Source organism: Micromonospora lupini str. Lupac 08 (assembly GCF_000297395.2).
Classification (GTDB): Bacteria; Actinomycetota; Actinomycetes; order Mycobacteriales; family Micromonosporaceae; genus Micromonospora; species Micromonospora lupini.
Genome location: NZ_HF570108.1, coordinates 5362879 through 5379599 on the forward strand (window position 1 = coordinate 5362879; position 16721 = coordinate 5379599).

Genomic DNA, 16721 nt, shown 5'->3' on the forward strand with positions numbered 1-16721 from the left:
CAGACTCCGCGTTCACACCCGCGCGCCGGCCTTGAGGTTCTGCCAGACCTCTCGGGTGGCGGTGGACCTGTTGAGGGTGATGAAGTGGATTCCCGGTACGCCCTCGTCCAGCAGTCGACGGCACATGTCGCTGGCCTGTTCGATGCCGAGCCGGCGCACCGCCTCCGGGTCGTCGGCCACCCGCTCGAAGCGCGCCGCCAGCGCCGGCGGGAAGGGCGCCCCGGACAGCTGCACGGACCGCTCGATGGTGGCGATCTGGGTCACCGGCATCACCCCGGCCAGGATGGGGGTGTCGCAGCCGGCGGCGGCCACCCGGTCGCGCAGGCGCAGGTAGTCGTCGGCCTCGAAGAACATCTGTGTGATCGCGAACTCGGCGCCGGCCCGGCACTTGCGGACGAACTGCGCGGTGTCGCTCGCCACGTCGGGCGAGCGGGGATGCTTGTACGGGAAGGCCGCCACACCGACGCTGAAGTCACCGGAGTCGCGCACCAGCCGGACCAGGTCCTCGGCGTAGTCGACGCCCTCGGGATGCCGGACCCACTCGCCGCCCGGGTTGCCCGGCGGGTCACCGCGCACGGCAAGCACGTTGCGCACCCCGACACCGGCGAGTCGGCCGATCACGTGCCGCAGCTCGGCCACGGAGTGGTTGACAGCGGTCAGGTGGGCCATCGGCAGCAGTGTGGTGTCGGTGGCGATCCGCTCGGTCACCGCCACCGTGGTGTCCCTCGTCGAACCGCCCGCGCCGTAGGTGATCGACACGAACGACGGGCGCAGCGACTCCAGCTCGCGGATCGCCTGCCAGAGCAGCCGCTCCCCCACCTCCGTCTTGGGCGGGAAGAACTCGAACGAGAAGGTCGGCTGGCGGTCACGGATGAGCTCCCCGATCGCCGGCTGCGGATTGGGGAGTACCGAGGGAAGACCGAGCGCCACGACCCGACTCTAGCGGGCGGGGCCATCGACACCCAGGCGCTTCCCACCGGCGGGGAAGGCCGTCGTACCCCAGGGGTAGGAATGAGGGGCGCGGGAGGGGCGGTGGGGGCGGCCCGGGGGTCCGGCGCGGGGGTCACGCAGCCGAGAGGTGCACCGGTCCCGTCTGCTCGGACGGGTGGGGTGTCACCGCGCCGACGCCCCGCCGGGAGGACCCATGACCTCACCCCCACCGCCGACCCGCACCCCGCTCGGGCCGCTCCTGGTCCGGCTTCGGCTGGCCCGGGGTTGGAGCCAGCGGCGCACCGCCGCCGAGCTGTGCGCCGCCGCGGGCGTGCCGACGTTGAGCCGCCACGAGGTGTCCCGGTGGGAACGGCAGCGACGCGTGCCCGGCGGGTTCTGGCTCGGTTGGCTCGCCGTCGTGCTGGACGTGCCGCTGGTGGTGCTCGCCGAGGCCGCCGTGCACACCCGACGAACCCGCCCGACGGCAGCCGGCGGGCCGGGCCGGCGCGGGGTGGCGGGGGGTACGCGGCCGGCCGGCCGGGTCGGGCCCGGTCACGCCGGCGGGCGACCCGGCGGGACTTCGCGTGGCGGTGGAGCACGAGCCGGGGCGACCCGCTAGCGTCGGGGCGTGACCCACGCTGCTCCCGTGTCCCCCGTCGACCGTGCCGGCCTGCGGGAGCGGGTCGACAAGGCCCTCACCGAGTTCCTGGCCGGCCAGCGCGCCCGGTTGACCCGGGTGGACGAAGCCCTCGTCCCGGTGGCGGAGGCGATCGAAGCCTTCGTGCTCGGCGGCGGCAAGCGCCTGCGCCCGGCGTTCGCGTACTGGGGGTTCCGGGGCGCCGGCGGGGTGGACGGCGACCAGGTCCTCACGGCCCTCGCGGCGCTGGAGTTCGTGCAGGCCAGCGCCTTGATCCATGACGACCTGATGGATCGTTCCGACACCCGGCGCGGTGAGCCGGCGGTGCACCGGCGGTTCGCCACCCGGCACCGGGCGGCCGGCTGGGGCGGTGACCCGGACGGGTTCGGCGACGCCGCCGCGATCCTGCTCGGTGACCTGTGCCTGGTGTGGTCCGACGAGCTGCTGCACTCCGCCGGCCTGGACCTGCGGGCGGTGGCCCGGGCCCGGCCGGTCTTCGACGAGATGCGCACCGAGGTCACCGTCGGGCAGTACCTCGACGTGCTGACCCAGGTCACCGGCGACACGTCGGTGGAACGGGCCAGCAAGGTCGCCCGGTACAAGTCGGCGAAGTACACCGTCGAGCGTCCGCTGCTGCTCGGCGCCGCGCTGGCCGACGCCGGGGAGGTCGTCCGGACGACCTACTCGGCGTACGGGTTGCCGTTGGGCGAGGCGTTCCAGCTCCGCGACGATGTGCTGGGGGTCTTCGGCGATCCGGCGCAGACCGGCAAGCCGGCCGGGGACGACCTGCGCGAGGGCAAGCGCACCTACCTGGTGGCGGCGGCCGTGGAGGCCACCGACGACGCGGGCCGGGACCTGCTGCTCAGCCGCCTCGGCGACCCGAACCTGGACGAGCAGGGCGTGGCCCGGCTCCGCGAGCTGATCCACGCGAGTGGTGCGCTGGCCCGCACCGAGCAGCGGATCGTCACGCTCACCGACACCGCGCTGGCCGCGCTGGCCGCCGTCGACCTCGACACCGAGGCCCGCCAGGCCCTGGTGGACCTGGCCATAGCGGCGACCCGCCGAGCCGACTAACCCGGCTCCCCTCCCCCGCCGTCCTGGGTGATCATGAGGTTAGCGGCGTTCGCCTCGGCGTGTCGCGCCGCCAACCTCATGATCAACGCGGGAGGGGTAGGGGGTCAGAAGCCTAGGGCTTGGGCTCGACGTTTGACCTCGCGGGCCTGGTCGCCGGAGAGGGCGGCGGCGGGGGTGTTGCCGGGGAGCGTCTCGTCCGGCTCGTAGAGCCAGCGCAGCGCCGCCTCGTCGTCGTAGCCGTTGTCGGCGAGCAGGTTGAGCACGCCGGGCAGGTGCTTGAGAACGACGTCGTTGGCCACCAGGTCCGCGGGTATCCGGCGGATGCCGTCGCGGCGGACCGCCAACAGCTCCCGGTCGCGGATCATCTGGTGCACCTTGCTGATCGACACGTCGAGCCGCTCGGCGACGTCGGGCAGGGCGAGCCAGCCCGCCGGGTCGGTGGGGCCGGCGAGCTCGGGGCCGGGTACGGCCTGGTCGGGTACGGATTCGGTCACCCGATCACCCTGCCACGCCGCCACCGGCGAGGGCCACCGGCACCCCGCACGACCGCTCCGGGTGGGGCGGCGATCACGACGGGACGGACCGGTACGCCCCCGCGCTGTAGCATCCTGTTCAACTCTCACCTCCTGGACACATAGACTCCCTGCCGATGGACACACAGGTCGCCGACACGTTGCTGGGCTCGCTGATCGACGGGCGCTACCGCATTCGCGGTCGCGTGGCCCGTGGCGGCATGGCGACCGTGTACACCGCCACCGACGAACGCCTCGAGCGCACCGTCGCAGTCAAGATCATTCACCCGACCCAGGCGCCCGAGGCGCGGGCCCGGATCGCCAACTTCGTGGCCCGGTTCACCGACGAGGCGAAGACCATCGCCCGGCTGACCCACCCGAACGTGGTCGCGGTCTACGACCAGGGCACCCACGCCGGCCTGCCGTACCTGGTGATGGAGTACGTGCGCGGCCGCACGCTGCGCGACGTGCTGGCCGAGCGACGCCGGCTCAACCCGGACGAGGTGCTGGCCATCGCCGAGCAGATGCTCGCCGCGATCGCCGCCGCGCACCGGGCCGGCCTCGTGCACCGCGACGTCAAACCGGAGAACGTCCTGGTCGCCGAGGCACCCACCGGCGGGGTCGCCAACCTGGTGGACAGCGTCGTCAAGGTGGCCGACTTCGGGTTGGCCCGCGCGGTCGAGGCCAGCGCCGACGACGAGCAGGGCAACCAACTGATGGCCACCGTGGCGTACGTCGCCCCGGAGCTGGTCACCGAGGGTCGGGCCGACCCGCGCACCGACGTCTACTCCGCCGGCATCGTGCTGTTCGAGATGCTGACCGGTCGGGTGCCGTACGACGGGGACCGTCCGGTGGACGTGGCCTGGCAGCACGTCGACCGGGACGTGCCGGCGCCCTCGACGCTGGTGCCCGGCCTGCCGCCGGCGCTCGACGGCCTGGTGCAGCGCGCCACCCGGCGTGATCCCGCCGCCCGGCCCGCCGACGCCGGAGCGCTGCTGGCCGAGGTCCAGGTCGCCCGGGACCGCCTGGGTGACGTCAACAGCACCAGCACCGCCGTGCTGCGCCGGGTGACGGACGAGCCGCCGGTCTCCCAGCCGACGATGATGGTCGCCACGGTCCGTCCGGCCGAACGGCCGACCTGGGCCCGGCTGCCCGAGGGCGGCAGCCAGGGAACGGGCCGGCGACGGGCCGCACCGGAGCCGGACGAGGGCCTGGGTGCCCGGCTTGCCGCGCTGCGCAGCGCCGTGATGGGCAACCCGCGCGGCCGGTTGGCCGTCGCCGCCGTGGTGGTGACGCTGGGCCTGGTGGCGGCGCTGGGCGGCTGGTGGTTCGGTGTCGGCCGCTACACGTCCGCCCCGCAGCTGGTCAGCCTGAGCAAGGCCGACGCGCAGGCCCAGGCCGACCGCGCCGGCCTCATCCTGGCGTACGGGGAGCCGCGCTACGACGAGAAGGCGCCGAAGGACAGCGTCCTCGGGCAGGACCCGGCGTCGGCCAGCAAGATCGTCAAGGGCGGCACGATCACCCTGACCCTCTCGCTGGGTCCGGAGCGCTTCCCGGTGCCGGACGTGATCGGCAAGGAGTACGAGCTGGCCGAGGCCGATCTGGTCAACCTGAAACTGGTGGCGGCCAAGGGCACCTCCCGCTACGACGACACCCTGCCGGCCGGCGTCGTCCTGGACAGCTCCCCGAAGGTGGGCGCCGAGGTCAAGCCGGGCACGAAGATCACCCTCATCCTGAGCCGCGGCCGGGCGCCGGTGTCGGTGCCGAACCTGGTCGGCAAGAGCCTGACCCAGGCCCGCACCATCCTCGCCCAGCTCAACCTGAAGCCGGTGGAGACCTACAAGGACTCCGACAAGCCCAAGGACGAGATCCTCGGCCAGAGCCCGGCCGACGGGGCGGGCGTGGAGAAGGGCACCGAGGTCAAGCTGGACGTCAGCAAGGGTCCGCCGCTGGTCGTGGTGCCCCGCGTGATCGACCTGCCCTGTCAGCAGGCCAAGCAGGTGCTGGAGAGCCAGGGCTTCCCGGTGACGGTCGCGCTCAACCCGAACGCGGTGGCCCGGATCCAGGCCCCCGGCGAGAATTCGCAGGTGCCGCCGGGCACCCCGGTCGTCATCACGTGCTTCTGATGCCGGCGGTCTCCTCGCGCCCGGTGGGCGCGCACACTCCGACCTCCGGCGGGCTGGCCAGGGCGGCCCTGCCGTACCTCGACGCGACAGGCGCCGAGGCCGTGCAGGTGTACGTCTCCAACTCGCGAGGCTGGGCGCTGCCCCCGGGCGATCCGGCGCAGGACGCGCTGTTCCGCGAGGGCTGCGTCGAGCGGGGCATCCCGGCGTTCATCCACGCCTCGCTGCTGGTCAACCTGGGCTCACCCACGGCGGCCACGGTCGAGAAGTCGGCAGAGACGCTCGCGCACGCGCTGCGCCGGGGTGTGGCGATCGGCGCGCGGGCGGTGGTGTTCCACGCCGGCAGCTCGGTCGACGAGGGGCACGCCGAGGCGGCGATGCGGCAGGTCCGCCGGGAGCTGCTGCCCCTGCTCGACTGGGCCGCCGAGGCCAGTGGGCCGATGCTGCTGGTCGAGCCGAGCGCCGGTGGTGGCCGCTCGCTGGCCTCCCGCGTGGAGCAGCTCGGGCCCTACCTCGACGCGGTGGACCGGCATCCGATGCTCGGGGTCTGCTTCGACACCTGCCACGCCTGGGCAGCCGGGCACGACCTGGCCGCCGAGGGCGGCATGACCGCGACCCTGGACACGCTCGTCGCCACCGTGGGGTCCGACCGGTTGCGGCTGGTGCACGCCAACGACTCGAAGGATCTGTGCGGCTCCACCCGGGACCGGCACGAGAACATCGGCAAGGGCACCATCGGCGAGCCGGCCTTCGCGGAGCTGATGACCCACCCGGCCACCGCCGGCGTCCCGATCGTGGTGGAAACCCCAAGCGAGAAGCAGCTCGGCCACACGGCCGACATCGCAACTCTCACCCGCCTGCGCCCCTGACCCGCCCACTCCTCGTTGATCAAGAGGTTCGCGTCGGATTCTGGTCTGCGCATGACGCAAACCTCTTGATCAACCGCAGGGCTCGGGGTCAGGCGGCCAGGATCTTGGTCAGAGTGGTGGCCGCCTGGCTGATCGCGGCGTCGTCGATGCCCAGGTGGGTGACCAGGCGGGCGGTACGGGGGCCGAGCACCGAGACCAGGACGCCCTGGGCGCGGGCGGCGGCGGCCAGAGCGCGGGCGTCCAGCGCGTGCTTGGTCAGGTCCAGCGGGACGAGATTGGTGCGGACCGTGCTGGCGAGCACCCCGAACGGCGCGACCGCCTCGGCGAGCCGGGCCGCCCTCGCGTGGTCCTCGGCCAGCCGGTCGACGTGGTGCGCGAGCGCGTACCGGCCGGCGGCGGCGAGGATGCCGGCCTGACGCATGCCGCCGCCCATCCGCTTGCGGATCATCCGGGCCCGTTCGATCTTCTCCGCGCTGCCCACCACCAGCGAGCCGACCGGCGCGCCGAGCCCCTTGGACAGGCAGACGGACAGCGTGTCGAAGAGCCGGCCGTACTCGGTCAGCGGCACCCCGTCGGCGACGTGCGCGTGCCAGATCCGGGCGCCGTCGCAGTGCAGCGCCACTCCGGCATCGTCGGCGACACCGCGCAGCTCCCGCAGGGTGGCCAGCGGGATCACGCCGCCACCGCCCCGGTTGTGGGTCTGCTCCACGGCGATCGCGCGGGTGGGCACGGCGAAGTAGCCGTCCGGACGGATCATCCGGGCCACCAGCTCCGGGTCGATGTCCGCGCCCACCGCCGGCCAGGTCCGCGAGGAGATCCCGCCGTACGCGGCGGCGGCGCCGATCTCGTACGTCACGACGTGCGCGTCAGCGTCGCAGAGCAGCTCGTCGCCGGGCGACACCAGCAGTTGCAGGGCGATCTGGTTGGCCATCGACCCACTCGGGGCGAAGAGCGCCGCCTCGTGCCCGAACAGCGCCGCGACCTCGGCCTCCAGCGCGTTGACGGTGGGGTCCTCGCCGTAGACGTCGTCACCGACCTCGGCGGCGGCCATCGCCTCCCGCATCCCGGCGGTCGGCCGGGTCACCGTGTCGGAACGCAGGTCCACGAACGCCTCAGCCATGATCATCCCTTCGTCCACCGACCGTGGCTGGACAACTCAGCCACCGCGCCGGCCTTTCGGCTGCCGACTGCGGGGCTCGCAAGCTCACTCCTCGCGTCAGCCACTGTTGTCCTTTCGGCTGCCGACTGCGGGGCTCGCAAGCTCACTCCTCGCGTCAGCCACGCAGCATCTCCGCCACGAGGAAGGCCAGCTCCAGCGACTGCTGGGTGTTCAGCCGAGGATCGCAGGCGGTCTCGTACCGGTCGGGCAGGTCGAGGTCCTCGATGCCCTGGGCGCCGCCGAGGCACTCGGTGACGTCCTCACCTGTCAACTCGACGTGGATGCCACCCGGGTGGGTGTCCAGGCCACGGTGCACCTCGAAGTAGCCGAGCACCTCGTCGACGATCCGGTCGAAGTGCCGGGTCTTGTAGCCGTTGGACGACTCGTGGGTGTTGCCGTGCATCGGGTCGCACTGCCACACCACCTTGGCGCCGGAGGCGGTGACCTTGGCGACGATCGGCGGCAGGGCATCGCGGACCCGGTGGTTGCCCATCCGACTGATCAGGGTGAGTCGACCGGGGATGTTGTCCGGGTTGAGCTTCTCGCACAGCTCGATGGCCTCGTCCGGGGACGTGGTCGGGCCGAGCTTCACGCCGATCGGGTTGGCGATCCGGGAGATGAAGTCGATGTGCGCGCCGGTGATCTGCCGGGTGCGCTCGCCGACCCAGAGGAAGTGCCCGGACAGCCCGTACGCCCGGCGGTCGGAGACCCGGGTGAGCGCCCGGTCGTACTCCAGGGCGAGGGCCTCGTGGGAGCAGTAGAGGGTGACGGTCCGCAGCGCCTCGTCGTCGGTCATCCCGCAGGCCCGGATGAAGGCCAACGCCCGGTCGATCTCCCGGGCGATCGCCTCGTAGCGCTCCCCCGCCGGGGAGGTCTTCACGAAGCCCTTGTTCCAGTCGTGTACGGCGTGCAGGTCGGCGAGCCCACCGGCGAGGTACGCCCGCAGCATGTTCATGGCGGCGGCCGAGTTGGCGTACGCCCGGATCATGCGCTGCGGGTCGGCGACGCGGGCGGCGGGATCGGTCTCCAGCGAGTTGATCATGTCGCCGCGGTAGGCGGGCAGGCCACGCGCGTCGGTGGGCAGCGAGCGAGGCTTGGTGTACTGGCCCGCGACCCGGGCGACCTTGACCACCGGCAGCGACGCGCCGTAGGTGAGCACGATCGCCATCTGGAGCAGGGTGCGGGCGTTGGCCAGCAGGTGGCTCTCGGTGTTGTCCACGAAGGTCTCGGCGCAGTCACCGCCCTGCAGCAGGAACGCCTTGCCCTCGCAGACGAGGGCCAGCTTCTGCCGGAGCTGGTCCACCTCGTAGGGCGCGACGACCGACGGCACGGTGTCGAGCACCTTGCAGACCGCGGCGACGGCGGCCGGATCGGACCACGGTGGGATCTGCTCGCGGGGCAGCTCCCGCCAGCGGTCCAGACCGAGGGCGGCGTCCTCGGCGGAGTCGACGGTCGGACGGCTTGTCTGCAGGCCCGGGCTGCCCACCGCGGGATGGCTCAGCTGATGCCACTCATGGCGCATGAGAGAAAGCGTACGGCGACCATGGGCGTGCCCGGGCGGCGAGGGGGACGGTTCCGGCAGATGGGAGATCAAACTCCCTGGCTCTGCTCTGGACGCGGCGAGCGCTACCCCTTGGGGCGCGGTGGGGCTGCCGGCGACGACGGAGTGGCCGTCCTGCCCGGCGCCTCCCCGGCGATGCACCAGTCGCCGCCGTCACGGGTGACGGTGAACACCAGCGGGCGGGTGACCTTGCTCTTGCCTGCGGTGACCGACACCGAGACGCTGACCTCCTGGCCGCGCGGGCCGGACCGGACGTCGGTGATGGTCGCCGCGGGCACCTGGAAGTGGTCGGCGAAGTCGCCGTTGGGGCCGGTGGCGGCGAGGTCGAACCCGTCGTGCAGCAGCTTGCAGAGCTGACTGCGGCCGGCGGCGACGTCCTTGGCGGTCATCGCGTCGAGGTACGCCTGCACGCGCTCGCGGGACCGGGTGCCGGCCTCCTCGGCGGGGACCTTCGCAGGCTCGGCTGTCGACTCGTCCTCGTCATCGCCGCCGATCCCGCAGCCGACCAGGGCTGCCGGGAGCAGCACCAGCCCGGCGGCGGTCGCCGCCAGCCTGCGGTGGATCGGGCGCATGACCACCTCCGTCGACGGGGAATCGAGACGTGCCGAGCCGCGAGTCTGCCACAAAGGGCCCGACCCGCCCAAGGCCGGCGGCCCGGCCGACCCCACCCACGGCCCGGCCGACCCCACCCACGGCCGGCGGCCCGGCCGACGCTGGGCGTCGACCGGGCCGGTACGGCACGGGCGGGGAGAGGCGGTGCGGGCCCCTCCCCGCCGTGTGGGTGGTGCGTCGACCTTCGGCTCAGCCGAGGCCGCCCTTGATGGCGCCGATGAGCTCGCCGTTGCTGGTGTCACCGGAGAGCTCCCAGAAGAACGCGCCACCGAGGCCCTGGTTGTTCGCGTACGTCATCTTGCCGTTGATGGTCGACGGGGTGTCGTAGCTCCACCAGTTGCTGCCGCACTTGGCGTACGCGGTGCCGGCGACCGTGCCGGTGGCCGGGCAGCTGTTCTTGAGGACCTTGTAGTCCTCGATGCCCGCCTCGTAGGTGCCCGGCGCCGCGCCGGTGGCGCTGCCGCCCGGTGCGGCCTGCGTGACGCCCGTCCAGCCCCGACCGTAGAAGCCGATGCCGAGCAGCAGCTTGTTGGCCGGGACGCCCTTGCTCTTGAGCTTCTGGATCGCCGCGTCGGAGTTGAAGCCCTGCTGCGGGATGCCCGTGTACGAGGTGAGCGGCGAGTGCGGCGCCGTCGGGCCCTGGGCGTTGAAGGCGCCGAAGTAGTCGTACGTCATCGGCATGAGCCAGTTGAGGTTGCCGATGGCACCGGCGTAGTCGGTGGCGTCGATCTTGCCGCCGTTGCTGCCGTCCGCGGTGATCGCGGCGGTGACCAGGGCGCTGGACCCGAACCGCGACCGCAGCGCGCCGATCACGTTCTTGAACGCGTTGGGGCCGCTGGTGTCGCAGCTCAGGCCGCAGGCGTTGGGGTACTCCCAGTCGACGTCGATGCCGTCGAAGACGTCCGCCCAGCGCGGGTCCTCGACCAGGTTGTAGCAGCTCTCGGCGAACGCGGCCGGGTTCTGCGCGGCCTGGGTGAAGCCGCCGGACCAGGTCCAGCCGCCGAACGACCAGATCACCTTGAGGTGCGGGTTCAGCTGCTTGAGCTTGCGCAGCTGGTTGAAGCTGCCCCGCAGCGGCTGGTCCCAGGTGTCGGCGACGCCGTCCACGCTCTCCGCCGCCGTGTACGCCTTGTCGTAGTCGGCGTAGCTGTCACCGATGGTGCAGCGGCCGCCGGTGGTGTTGCCGAAGGCGTACAGGATGTGGGTCAGCTTGGCGGCCGAGCCGCTGGTCTGGATGTTCTTGACGTGGTAGTTGCGCCCGTAGACGCCCCACTCGGCGAAGTAGCCGACGACCTTCTTGCCGCCCGTGTTCGGCGGCGTGGTGGTCGGGGGCGCCGTCGTCGGCGGAGCGGTGGTGGGCGGCGCGGTGGTCGGCGGCGCCGTGGTGGGCGGCGCGGTCGTGGTCGGCGGGGTGGTCGGGTTTCCGCCGCCGCACGGCGCGCCGTTGACGGTGCAGTTCAGCGGCGCCTTGTAGGCGCCGCTGCCGTTGTAGCCCCAGCTGAACGAGGCGCCCGGCGCGAGCCCACCGGCCCAGCTCTTCTTGACCGCGACGTAGTGGTTGCCGCTGCTGGTGACGTCGGCGTCCCACGCACTGCTGATGGTGGTGCCCGACGGCAGGTCGAACTCGATGCGCCAGGTGGCGACCGTGGCGCTGGAGCCGTTGGTCACGGTCACCTTCGTCTCGTGACCGGTCCCCCAGTCCTGCGCCTTGGTGAACGTGGTGGTGACCGTGCCGGCGCCGAACGCGGTCGTCATCGGCACCGCCGCGACGGTCACGGCGACCACGGCACCGGCCCAGAGGGCCCGGCGGAGCGATCTTTTCATAAGGCGTCTCCCGAACTGTTAGGAAACTTTCCAAAAGAGATGGTGAGACGGTACTCACGCCGTCATCACTTCGTCAAGATGTCCATGTTTCGATTTCTCCTGGTGCGTGGACTGCGCTCCTGGTCGAGCCGCCGGCGGGCGGTCGGGGGTCCCGGGGCGGCGCGTAGCCTCGGGCCCATGACCGTCTTCGACATCCCGATCGACGCCCTCAGCGGCGGGCCCGCCGACCTCGCCCAGTACCGGGGCCGGGCGCTGCTGGTGGTCAACGTCGCCTCCCGCTGCGGCCTCACCCCGCAGTACGCCGGCCTCCAGACCCTCGCGGACACCTACGGCGAGCGTGGCCTGGTGGTGTTGGGCGTGCCGTGCAACCAGTTCGCCGGGCAGGAGCCGGGCACCGCCGCCGAGATCAGCGACTTCTGCCAGGTCAACTACGGGGTGACCTTCCCGCTGACCGAGAAGGTCGACGTGAACGGGCCCGACCGGCACCCGCTCTACGCCGCCCTGGTGGACACTCCGGACGCCGACGGGCACACCGGGGACGTCCGCTGGAACTTCGAGAAGTTCCTGGTGGCCCCGGACGGCACGGTCGCGGCCCGCTTCGCCCCCACCGTCGAACCCGACTCCGAAGACCTCCGCACCGCGATCGAAAAAACCCTCCCCACCCCCGCCTGAGGCAGCCGGTGATCAAGAGGTTTGCGTCACGGACGAGCCTCCACCTGACGCCAACCTCTTGATCACCAGGTGGGAGGCGGGCACGGCTGCCCACCGGAGGGGTGGAACCTTCCCGCAGGCCCGGTCGGCAGCGTCCGTGGGCAGTACATTGTGCACGACCGGCTCGCGGCGCGGGCGAGCGTCCGCGCCGGCCGTCCGCGCGGGCGTTCGGCGTCGGGCAACCGGAATAACCCACCGCTCCGGTCGGGAATGCGTCGTGGGTGGACGAGGTTGGGAAGAAGCATGACAACAGTGGGACTGATCGGCAGCGGCAACATCGGCGGCACCCTGGCCCGGCTGGCGGTGGCCGCCGGCTACGACGTGGTGCTGAGCAACTCGCGCGGGCCGGAGACGCTCACCGAACTGGTCGACGAGCTGGGCGAGCGGGCCAGCGCCGGCACGGCGCAGGACGCGGCGCAGGTAGGCGACCTGGTGGTGGTCACCGTGCCGCTCAAGGCGTACCGGGCGGTGCCCGCGGAGCCGCTTGCCGGCAAGGTCGTCATCGACACCAACAACTACTACCCGCAGCGCGACGGCGCCTTCCCGGAGCTGGACGCCGGCGAGATCACCAGCAGCGAGCTGCTCCAGCAGCACCTGCCGACCTCGCGGGTGGTCAAGGTCTTCAACAACATCTACTTCAAGGGCCTCGCCGCGCTCCCCCGGCCGTCCGGGGCGGCCGACCGCAGCGCTCTCGCGATCGCCGGTGACGACGCCGCCGCCAAGGCCGAGGTGACCGCCTTCCTGGACCGGATCGGCTACGACGCGGTCGACGCCGGATCGCTGGCCGAGGGGTGGCGCTACCAGCCGGACACCCCGGCGTACGGCACGATCTACTCCGCCACGCCGACCGACTGGGAGAACCCCGCACCGGGCGACGCCGAGAAGCTGCGCGCCGCGCTGGCCGCCGCCACCCGCTGAGCACCGCCGCCGTCCCGGGGACGACCGCCTACCGGGTGGCCGTCTCCAGGGCGGCGGCGAGCTCGTCGTCGTAGCTGGCGACGGGCTGACCGTCCGCGTCGTACGCGACAAGTCGGCCCTGCGCCATGCTCGCCGAGCGGAACGAGAACGTCCGCGTACCCGGATAGGCCGCCAGCAGGGGAATCTCCCGGGGCGCACCACCCGGGGCGGAGTAGTACGCCAGCCGGGCCACCCGCGCGGAGACCACACCGTTGACCCGTACCTTCGTCCTCTCCGCCCGTGTGCCGAAGGTGACCGGCGCGTCGGTGGCGTAGGCGGCGCACTCGGCCGAGCCCCGGCAGACGAAGAAATACCGCGGATTGACGACGTCGCCGAGGGCGTACGCCTTGAACGTCGGGTCCGCTCCGGCGGGCAGCGGTTGCACGGCGAAGAAGGCGAGAGCCACCGCGCCCGTGACGCCCACCCGCAGCCAGGCCCGGCCGGCGGCCGGTCGCCGGTCGCTCCGGGCGGTCGCGACCGCCACACCGCCGAAGCCGGCCAGGCACAGCAGGCACACGCCGACGGTACGGGCGTTCTCGAACAGGAACTGCACCCCCGGCCGCGTCGACACCGGGCCGAGGACCGCGCCCAGCGAGACGACCATGGCGGCGAGCAGCCCCGCGCCGGCCACCCGCTGGGCGATGCCGGACGCGCCGACCAGCAGCATCGCGGCGAGCACCGGCCACACCTGATGATGGGTCCAGGACACCGGGGACGCGGCCACCGTGGCGCAACCGACGAGCACCGCGGCGTGCCCGGGGCGGTCCCGCGCGGCCAACTGCCGGGCGCGCAGCAGCGCCACCCCGCAGATCACCGCCACCAGAGCGGCCCAGAGCACCGGTAGCGTCGCCTCGTCGACCCCGATGCGCAACAGCATCCCGTGCACCGACTGGTTGCCCAGCGAGGCCAGGTTGCCGATCCGGGAGGTCTGCCGGACCGCCTCGGTCCAGTAGGTCCAGCTCTCGCCGGGCAGCACGACCGCCGCCAGCCCGGCGCAGGCCACGAACGTCGCCACCGCGCGGCCGGCGTCGCGGTAGCGGCCGGTGACGAGGAAGTACGCGACGAACAGCAGCGGGGTCAGTTTGATCGCCGCGGCCACCCCGACCAGCACCCCGCGCAGCCGGGGCGGGACGACGCCCATCCCGTCCAGCAGTGCCAGCAACACGATGAAGATGCTGACCTGCCCGAAACGCAGGTTGCTCTGCACCGGCGCCGAGAGCATCAGCACCATGGCGGCCACCGCGACGACCAACGGGCGGCGCGATCGTCGGATGTTCAGCGCGACGCCGACCAGGCCCGCGATGACGACGACCGCCGCGCACGTCGCCACCAGCCAGACGCCCTGGAGCACACCCTCGCTGACGGCGGTGATCGGGCCCAGCACCAGGGCGGCGAACGGTGGATAGGTGAACGGCCCGCCGTTCGGGGCGCGGTACTCGTACAGCGGCCGGCCGGCGTGCAGATCGGACAGCGCGCCGTAGTAGATGTGCAGGTCGGAGAGCCGGTCGTCCCGCGTCAGCACCAGCACACAGGACACCGACGCGACGACGACGAACGCCGCCCACGCCAGCGCCACCCGCCGGTCCCGCATCGACCAACAATAAGGGAGTACGACCCCCGGCTACGCCCCGTCAACGGTTGACTCGCAGTCCAACGGCCGGTGCAGGGCTCCGAGTGTCGGGAGCAAGCGCTACTTCTGGAACAGCACGGACACGACGTCCGCCAGGGTTGATCAAGCGCTCGGGACCAGTGGGCGTCCAGGACCCGCTCCGCGGTGAAGAGTTCGGTCGCCCTGGACACCGGCTCGTCGATCGCCATCGTCCGCACCTTTCCGGAGGTCGCGAGGAGCACACCCTGGAGGGCGGAGTCCATGCGTCGCGCCCTCCAGGGTGGACGGACCGAAAACCTCCGCTGAAGTCCAGGAGAGCCGATCATGCCAACCAGGCCACCGCACTACCGCCGCCAACGGAACCTGGTCTACGGCCAACAGGGGCAGGGCGTTTTCGTCGCCGAAGCCGAGTAGCAGGCGACGAGGGTCCGACCGCGTCTGCCCTCGGGAGAATGGGGACCGCGGGTCCGGCGTCCGTTCGTAGCATCGGTGGATGGGAGCGACGAGCACGCCCGCGTACGACGCGCACGCGGACTGGTACGAGGGTTTCATCTCCGGCGGCGGCGACTATCTCCGACGGGTGCACGCGACCGTGGCGGACCTGCTCGGCCCCGGTACGGGCCCCTGCCTCGACATCTGCTGCGGCACCGGCACGCACGCGTCCGTGCCTGGCGGTCTGGGCTGGACGCCGCTGGGCGTTGACCTGTCCGGCGGGCAGTTGCGGCACGCGCGCGGGCGACTGCCGGTGGCCCGGGGCGACGCGAGCGCCCTGCCGATCGCCGACGCGTCGTCGCCGGCCGCGATGTGCGTCCTGTCCAGCACCGACGTGCCCGACTATCCGGCCGTGCTGCGTGAGGTCGGCCGGGTGCTGCGACCGGGCGGGAGGTTCGTGCACGTGGGCGTGCACCCGTGCTTCGTGGGCGCGTTCTCCGACTGGGGTCGACACCCGAGCGTCGTCGTCGACGAGCGCTACGCCGACCGGTCACGCAGCTTCGACAGTTGGAACACCGAGGGCGTCCGGGTTCGGGTCGGCGCGTGGCACCTTCCGCTGGCCGACCTGCTCAACGCGACAGTGGCCGCCGGCCTCCGACCGGTCCGGTTCGTCGAGGCGGGCTCGGGAGGGGTGCCGGACCTGTTCGGCTTCCTCGCCGAACGCCCCCGGTGACGAATCCCCGGATCTTGCGGGCAGCACGGCGCGGAGAAACTTCGCGCGTACAACTTGCGTTGGAGTCCCACACACGGGACTCTGTCCGTGGGTTGCCGCCCGCTCACCGAACGTGCCTTCCGGAGGCGACATGCACACGCTTCGTACCGCGTCCCGCCGGCTGCTGGCCGGCGCTGGCGCACTCCTGTTCGGCACCGCCCTCGCCGCCGCCACGGCTGTGGCCCCGGCCAGCGCGGACACCGTCGGATACGTCCGGCTCGCCCACCTCTCCCCCGACACCCCGGCCGTCGATGTCTACCTGGCCGCCCCCGACGCCGCGAAGCCGAAGGTGTTCCCGGGCGTCGGCTACGGCGTGGTCTCCGACTACCTTCAGTTGCCCCCGGGCCGGTACGCGGTGGCGATGCGCGAGGCCGGCACCCCCGCCAGCGAGCCCCCGGTGCTCACCACCGAGGTCGCGGTGGTCAGCGGCCGGGCGTACACGGTGGCCGGTGTGGGCCGGCACGCCGACCTGGGGCTGCGGGTCCTCACCGACGATCTGAGCGCTCCCGCGCAGGGCCGGGCCAAGGTGCGCGTGGTGCAGGCGTCGGTGCGCACGCCCGTCCTCGACGTGGCCGCCGCCGACGGCCCGACCATCGCCGACGGCGTGCAGTTCGCCACCACCACCGACTACCAGCAGGTCGAGCCGGGCGCCTGGCGGCTGAAACTGACCGGCGCGGGCGGCCCGAGCACCGACGCCGAGGTGCGGCTCACCGGCGGCGCGGTCTACTCGTTGCTGGTGCTCGACGGCAAGCAGGGCGGGCTCACGGCTGAGCTGCGCCGCGACGCCGAGGGCGGCATCGTCGTACCCGCCGGTGGGGTGGACACCGGCGCGGGCGGCACGTCCGATGCCGGGTTCGGCGCGTACCCCCTGGTGGCCGGCGGGTTGGCCGCGGCGGCCGGCGCGGCGAGCCTGCTCCTGTGGCGCCGGCGGCGGCGCAC

General features: G+C 72.6%; 15 protein-coding genes. 8 read left to right on the forward strand and 7 right to left on the reverse strand.

Annotated features, from left to right (window positions below; genetic code table 11):
- Positions 1–12: 12 nt before the first annotated feature.
- Positions 13–930 carry a methylenetetrahydrofolate reductase [NAD(P)H] gene (gene metF, locus MILUP08_RS25440; RefSeq protein WP_007463083.1) on the reverse strand — a complete coding sequence of 306 codons (918 nt, stop codon included), beginning with the start codon at positions 928–930 and terminating at the stop codon, positions 13–15.
- Positions 931–1144: 214 nt separating this feature from the next.
- Between metF and MILUP08_RS36415 the strand changes: the two genes are divergently transcribed.
- Positions 1145–1549 carry a helix-turn-helix domain-containing protein gene (locus tag MILUP08_RS36415; RefSeq protein ID WP_007463085.1) on the forward strand — a complete coding sequence of 135 codons (405 nt, stop codon included), beginning with the start codon at positions 1145–1147 and terminating at the stop codon, positions 1547–1549.
- A 9-nt stretch (positions 1550–1558) separates the two neighbouring features.
- Entirely contained in the window at positions 1559–2641 is a 1083-nt protein-coding gene (locus MILUP08_RS25450) for a polyprenyl synthetase family protein (protein ID WP_039906632.1), read from the forward strand.
- A 104-nt stretch (positions 2642–2745) separates the two neighbouring features.
- Here MILUP08_RS25450 and MILUP08_RS25455 read toward each other — a convergent pair whose 3' ends face one another.
- Positions 2746–3135 (reverse strand): Rv2175c family DNA-binding protein, encoded by a 390-nt coding sequence (locus MILUP08_RS25455; protein ID WP_039908780.1) that lies wholly within the window; start codon positions 3133–3135, stop codon positions 2746–2748.
- Between the two features lie 155 nt (positions 3136–3290).
- Between MILUP08_RS25455 and pknB the strand changes: the two genes are divergently transcribed.
- Positions 3291–5279, forward strand: coding sequence for a Stk1 family PASTA domain-containing Ser/Thr kinase (gene pknB, locus MILUP08_RS25460; protein WP_007463090.1), 1989 nt, complete (start codon positions 3291–3293; stop codon positions 5277–5279).
- Positions 5279–6145 carry a deoxyribonuclease IV gene (locus MILUP08_RS25465; RefSeq protein WP_007463091.1) on the forward strand — a complete coding sequence of 289 codons (867 nt, stop codon included), beginning with the start codon at positions 5279–5281 and terminating at the stop codon, positions 6143–6145. The genes pknB and MILUP08_RS25465 overlap by 1 nt, the downstream gene beginning before the upstream one ends.
- Positions 6146–6233: 88 nt before the next feature.
- Here the strand turns inward: MILUP08_RS25465 and MILUP08_RS25470 are convergent, their stop codons facing one another.
- The 4 genes from MILUP08_RS25470 to MILUP08_RS25485 form a co-directional block, all read right to left on the reverse strand.
- Positions 6234–7265, reverse strand: a complete 1032-nt coding sequence (locus MILUP08_RS25470; RefSeq protein ID WP_039908782.1) for a threonine aldolase family protein — start codon at positions 7263–7265, stop codon at positions 6234–6236.
- Between the two features lie 154 nt (positions 7266–7419).
- A complete protein-coding gene (locus MILUP08_RS25475; RefSeq protein ID WP_007463096.1) occupies positions 7420–8826 on the reverse strand; it encodes a class II 3-deoxy-7-phosphoheptulonate synthase in 1407 nt (468 codons plus the stop codon).
- 104 nt (positions 8827–8930) lie between these two features.
- The gene (locus tag MILUP08_RS25480) at positions 8931–9437 is read right to left on the reverse strand and encodes a nuclear transport factor 2 family protein (RefSeq protein WP_007463097.1); all 507 of its coding nucleotides are present in this window, start codon (positions 9435–9437) and stop codon (positions 8931–8933) included.
- A 229-nt stretch (positions 9438–9666) separates the two neighbouring features.
- Positions 9667–11301, reverse strand: a complete 1635-nt coding sequence (locus MILUP08_RS25485) for a glycosyl hydrolase family 18 protein (RefSeq protein WP_007463099.1) — start codon at positions 11299–11301, stop codon at positions 9667–9669.
- Between the two features lie 177 nt (positions 11302–11478).
- Here MILUP08_RS25485 and MILUP08_RS25490 point away from each other — a divergent pair, with 177 nt between their 5' ends.
- Both MILUP08_RS25490 and MILUP08_RS25495 read left to right on the forward strand, forming a co-directional pair.
- On the forward strand, positions 11479–11973 hold the full coding sequence (locus MILUP08_RS25490; RefSeq protein ID WP_007463101.1) for a glutathione peroxidase: 495 nt from the start codon (positions 11479–11481) through the stop codon (positions 11971–11973).
- A 282-nt stretch (positions 11974–12255) separates the two neighbouring features.
- Complete coding sequence (locus MILUP08_RS25495; RefSeq protein WP_007463103.1) at positions 12256–12930, forward strand: NADPH-dependent F420 reductase; 675 nt, start codon at positions 12256–12258, stop codon at positions 12928–12930.
- Positions 12931–12958: 28 nt separating this feature from the next.
- Here MILUP08_RS25495 and MILUP08_RS34015 read toward each other — a convergent pair whose 3' ends face one another.
- Positions 12959–14560 carry a glycosyltransferase 87 family protein gene (locus tag MILUP08_RS34015; protein ID WP_007463105.1) on the reverse strand — a complete coding sequence of 534 codons (1602 nt, stop codon included), beginning with the start codon at positions 14558–14560 and terminating at the stop codon, positions 12959–12961.
- Positions 14561–15071: 511 nt separating this feature from the next.
- Here MILUP08_RS34015 and MILUP08_RS25505 point away from each other — a divergent pair.
- On the forward strand, positions 15072–15743 hold the full coding sequence (locus MILUP08_RS25505; protein WP_007463107.1) for a class I SAM-dependent methyltransferase: 672 nt from the start codon (positions 15072–15074) through the stop codon (positions 15741–15743).
- A gap of 130 nt (positions 15744–15873) precedes the next feature.
- A partial coding sequence (locus tag MILUP08_RS25510) for a DUF4397 domain-containing protein (RefSeq protein ID WP_063827233.1) occupies positions 15874–16721 on the forward strand: 848 nt, incomplete at its 3' end.

Bases quoted from the DNA above. Each gene is read 5' to 3' on its own strand.
- MILUP08_RS36415 (WP_007463085.1), top strand. From the start codon at position 1,145: ATGACCTCACCCCCACCGCCGACCCGCACCCCGCTCGGGCCGCTCCTG.
- pknB (WP_007463090.1), top strand. From the start codon at position 3,291: ATGGACACACAGGTCGCCGACACGTTGCTGGGCTCGCTGATCGACGGG.
- MILUP08_RS25465 (WP_007463091.1), top strand. From the start codon at position 5,279: ATGCCGGCGGTCTCCTCGCGCCCGGTGGGCGCGCACACTCCGACCTCC.
- MILUP08_RS25470 (WP_039908782.1), bottom strand. From the start codon at position 7,265: ATGGCTGAGGCGTTCGTGGACCTGCGTTCCGACACGGTGACCCGGCCG.
- MILUP08_RS25475 (WP_007463096.1), bottom strand. From the start codon at position 8,826: ATGCGCCATGAGTGGCATCAGCTGAGCCATCCCGCGGTGGGCAGCCCG.
- MILUP08_RS25480 (WP_007463097.1), bottom strand. From the start codon at position 9,437: ATGCGCCCGATCCACCGCAGGCTGGCGGCGACCGCCGCCGGGCTGGTG.
- MILUP08_RS25485 (WP_007463099.1), bottom strand. From the start codon at position 11,301: ATGAAAAGATCGCTCCGCCGGGCCCTCTGGGCCGGTGCCGTGGTCGCC.
- MILUP08_RS25490 (WP_007463101.1), top strand. From the start codon at position 11,479: ATGACCGTCTTCGACATCCCGATCGACGCCCTCAGCGGCGGGCCCGCC.
- MILUP08_RS25495 (WP_007463103.1), top strand. From the start codon at position 12,256: ATGACAACAGTGGGACTGATCGGCAGCGGCAACATCGGCGGCACCCTG.
- MILUP08_RS34015 (WP_007463105.1), bottom strand. From the start codon at position 14,560: ATGCGGGACCGGCGGGTGGCGCTGGCGTGGGCGGCGTTCGTCGTCGTC.
- MILUP08_RS25505 (WP_007463107.1), top strand. From the start codon at position 15,072: ATGGGAGCGACGAGCACGCCCGCGTACGACGCGCACGCGGACTGGTAC.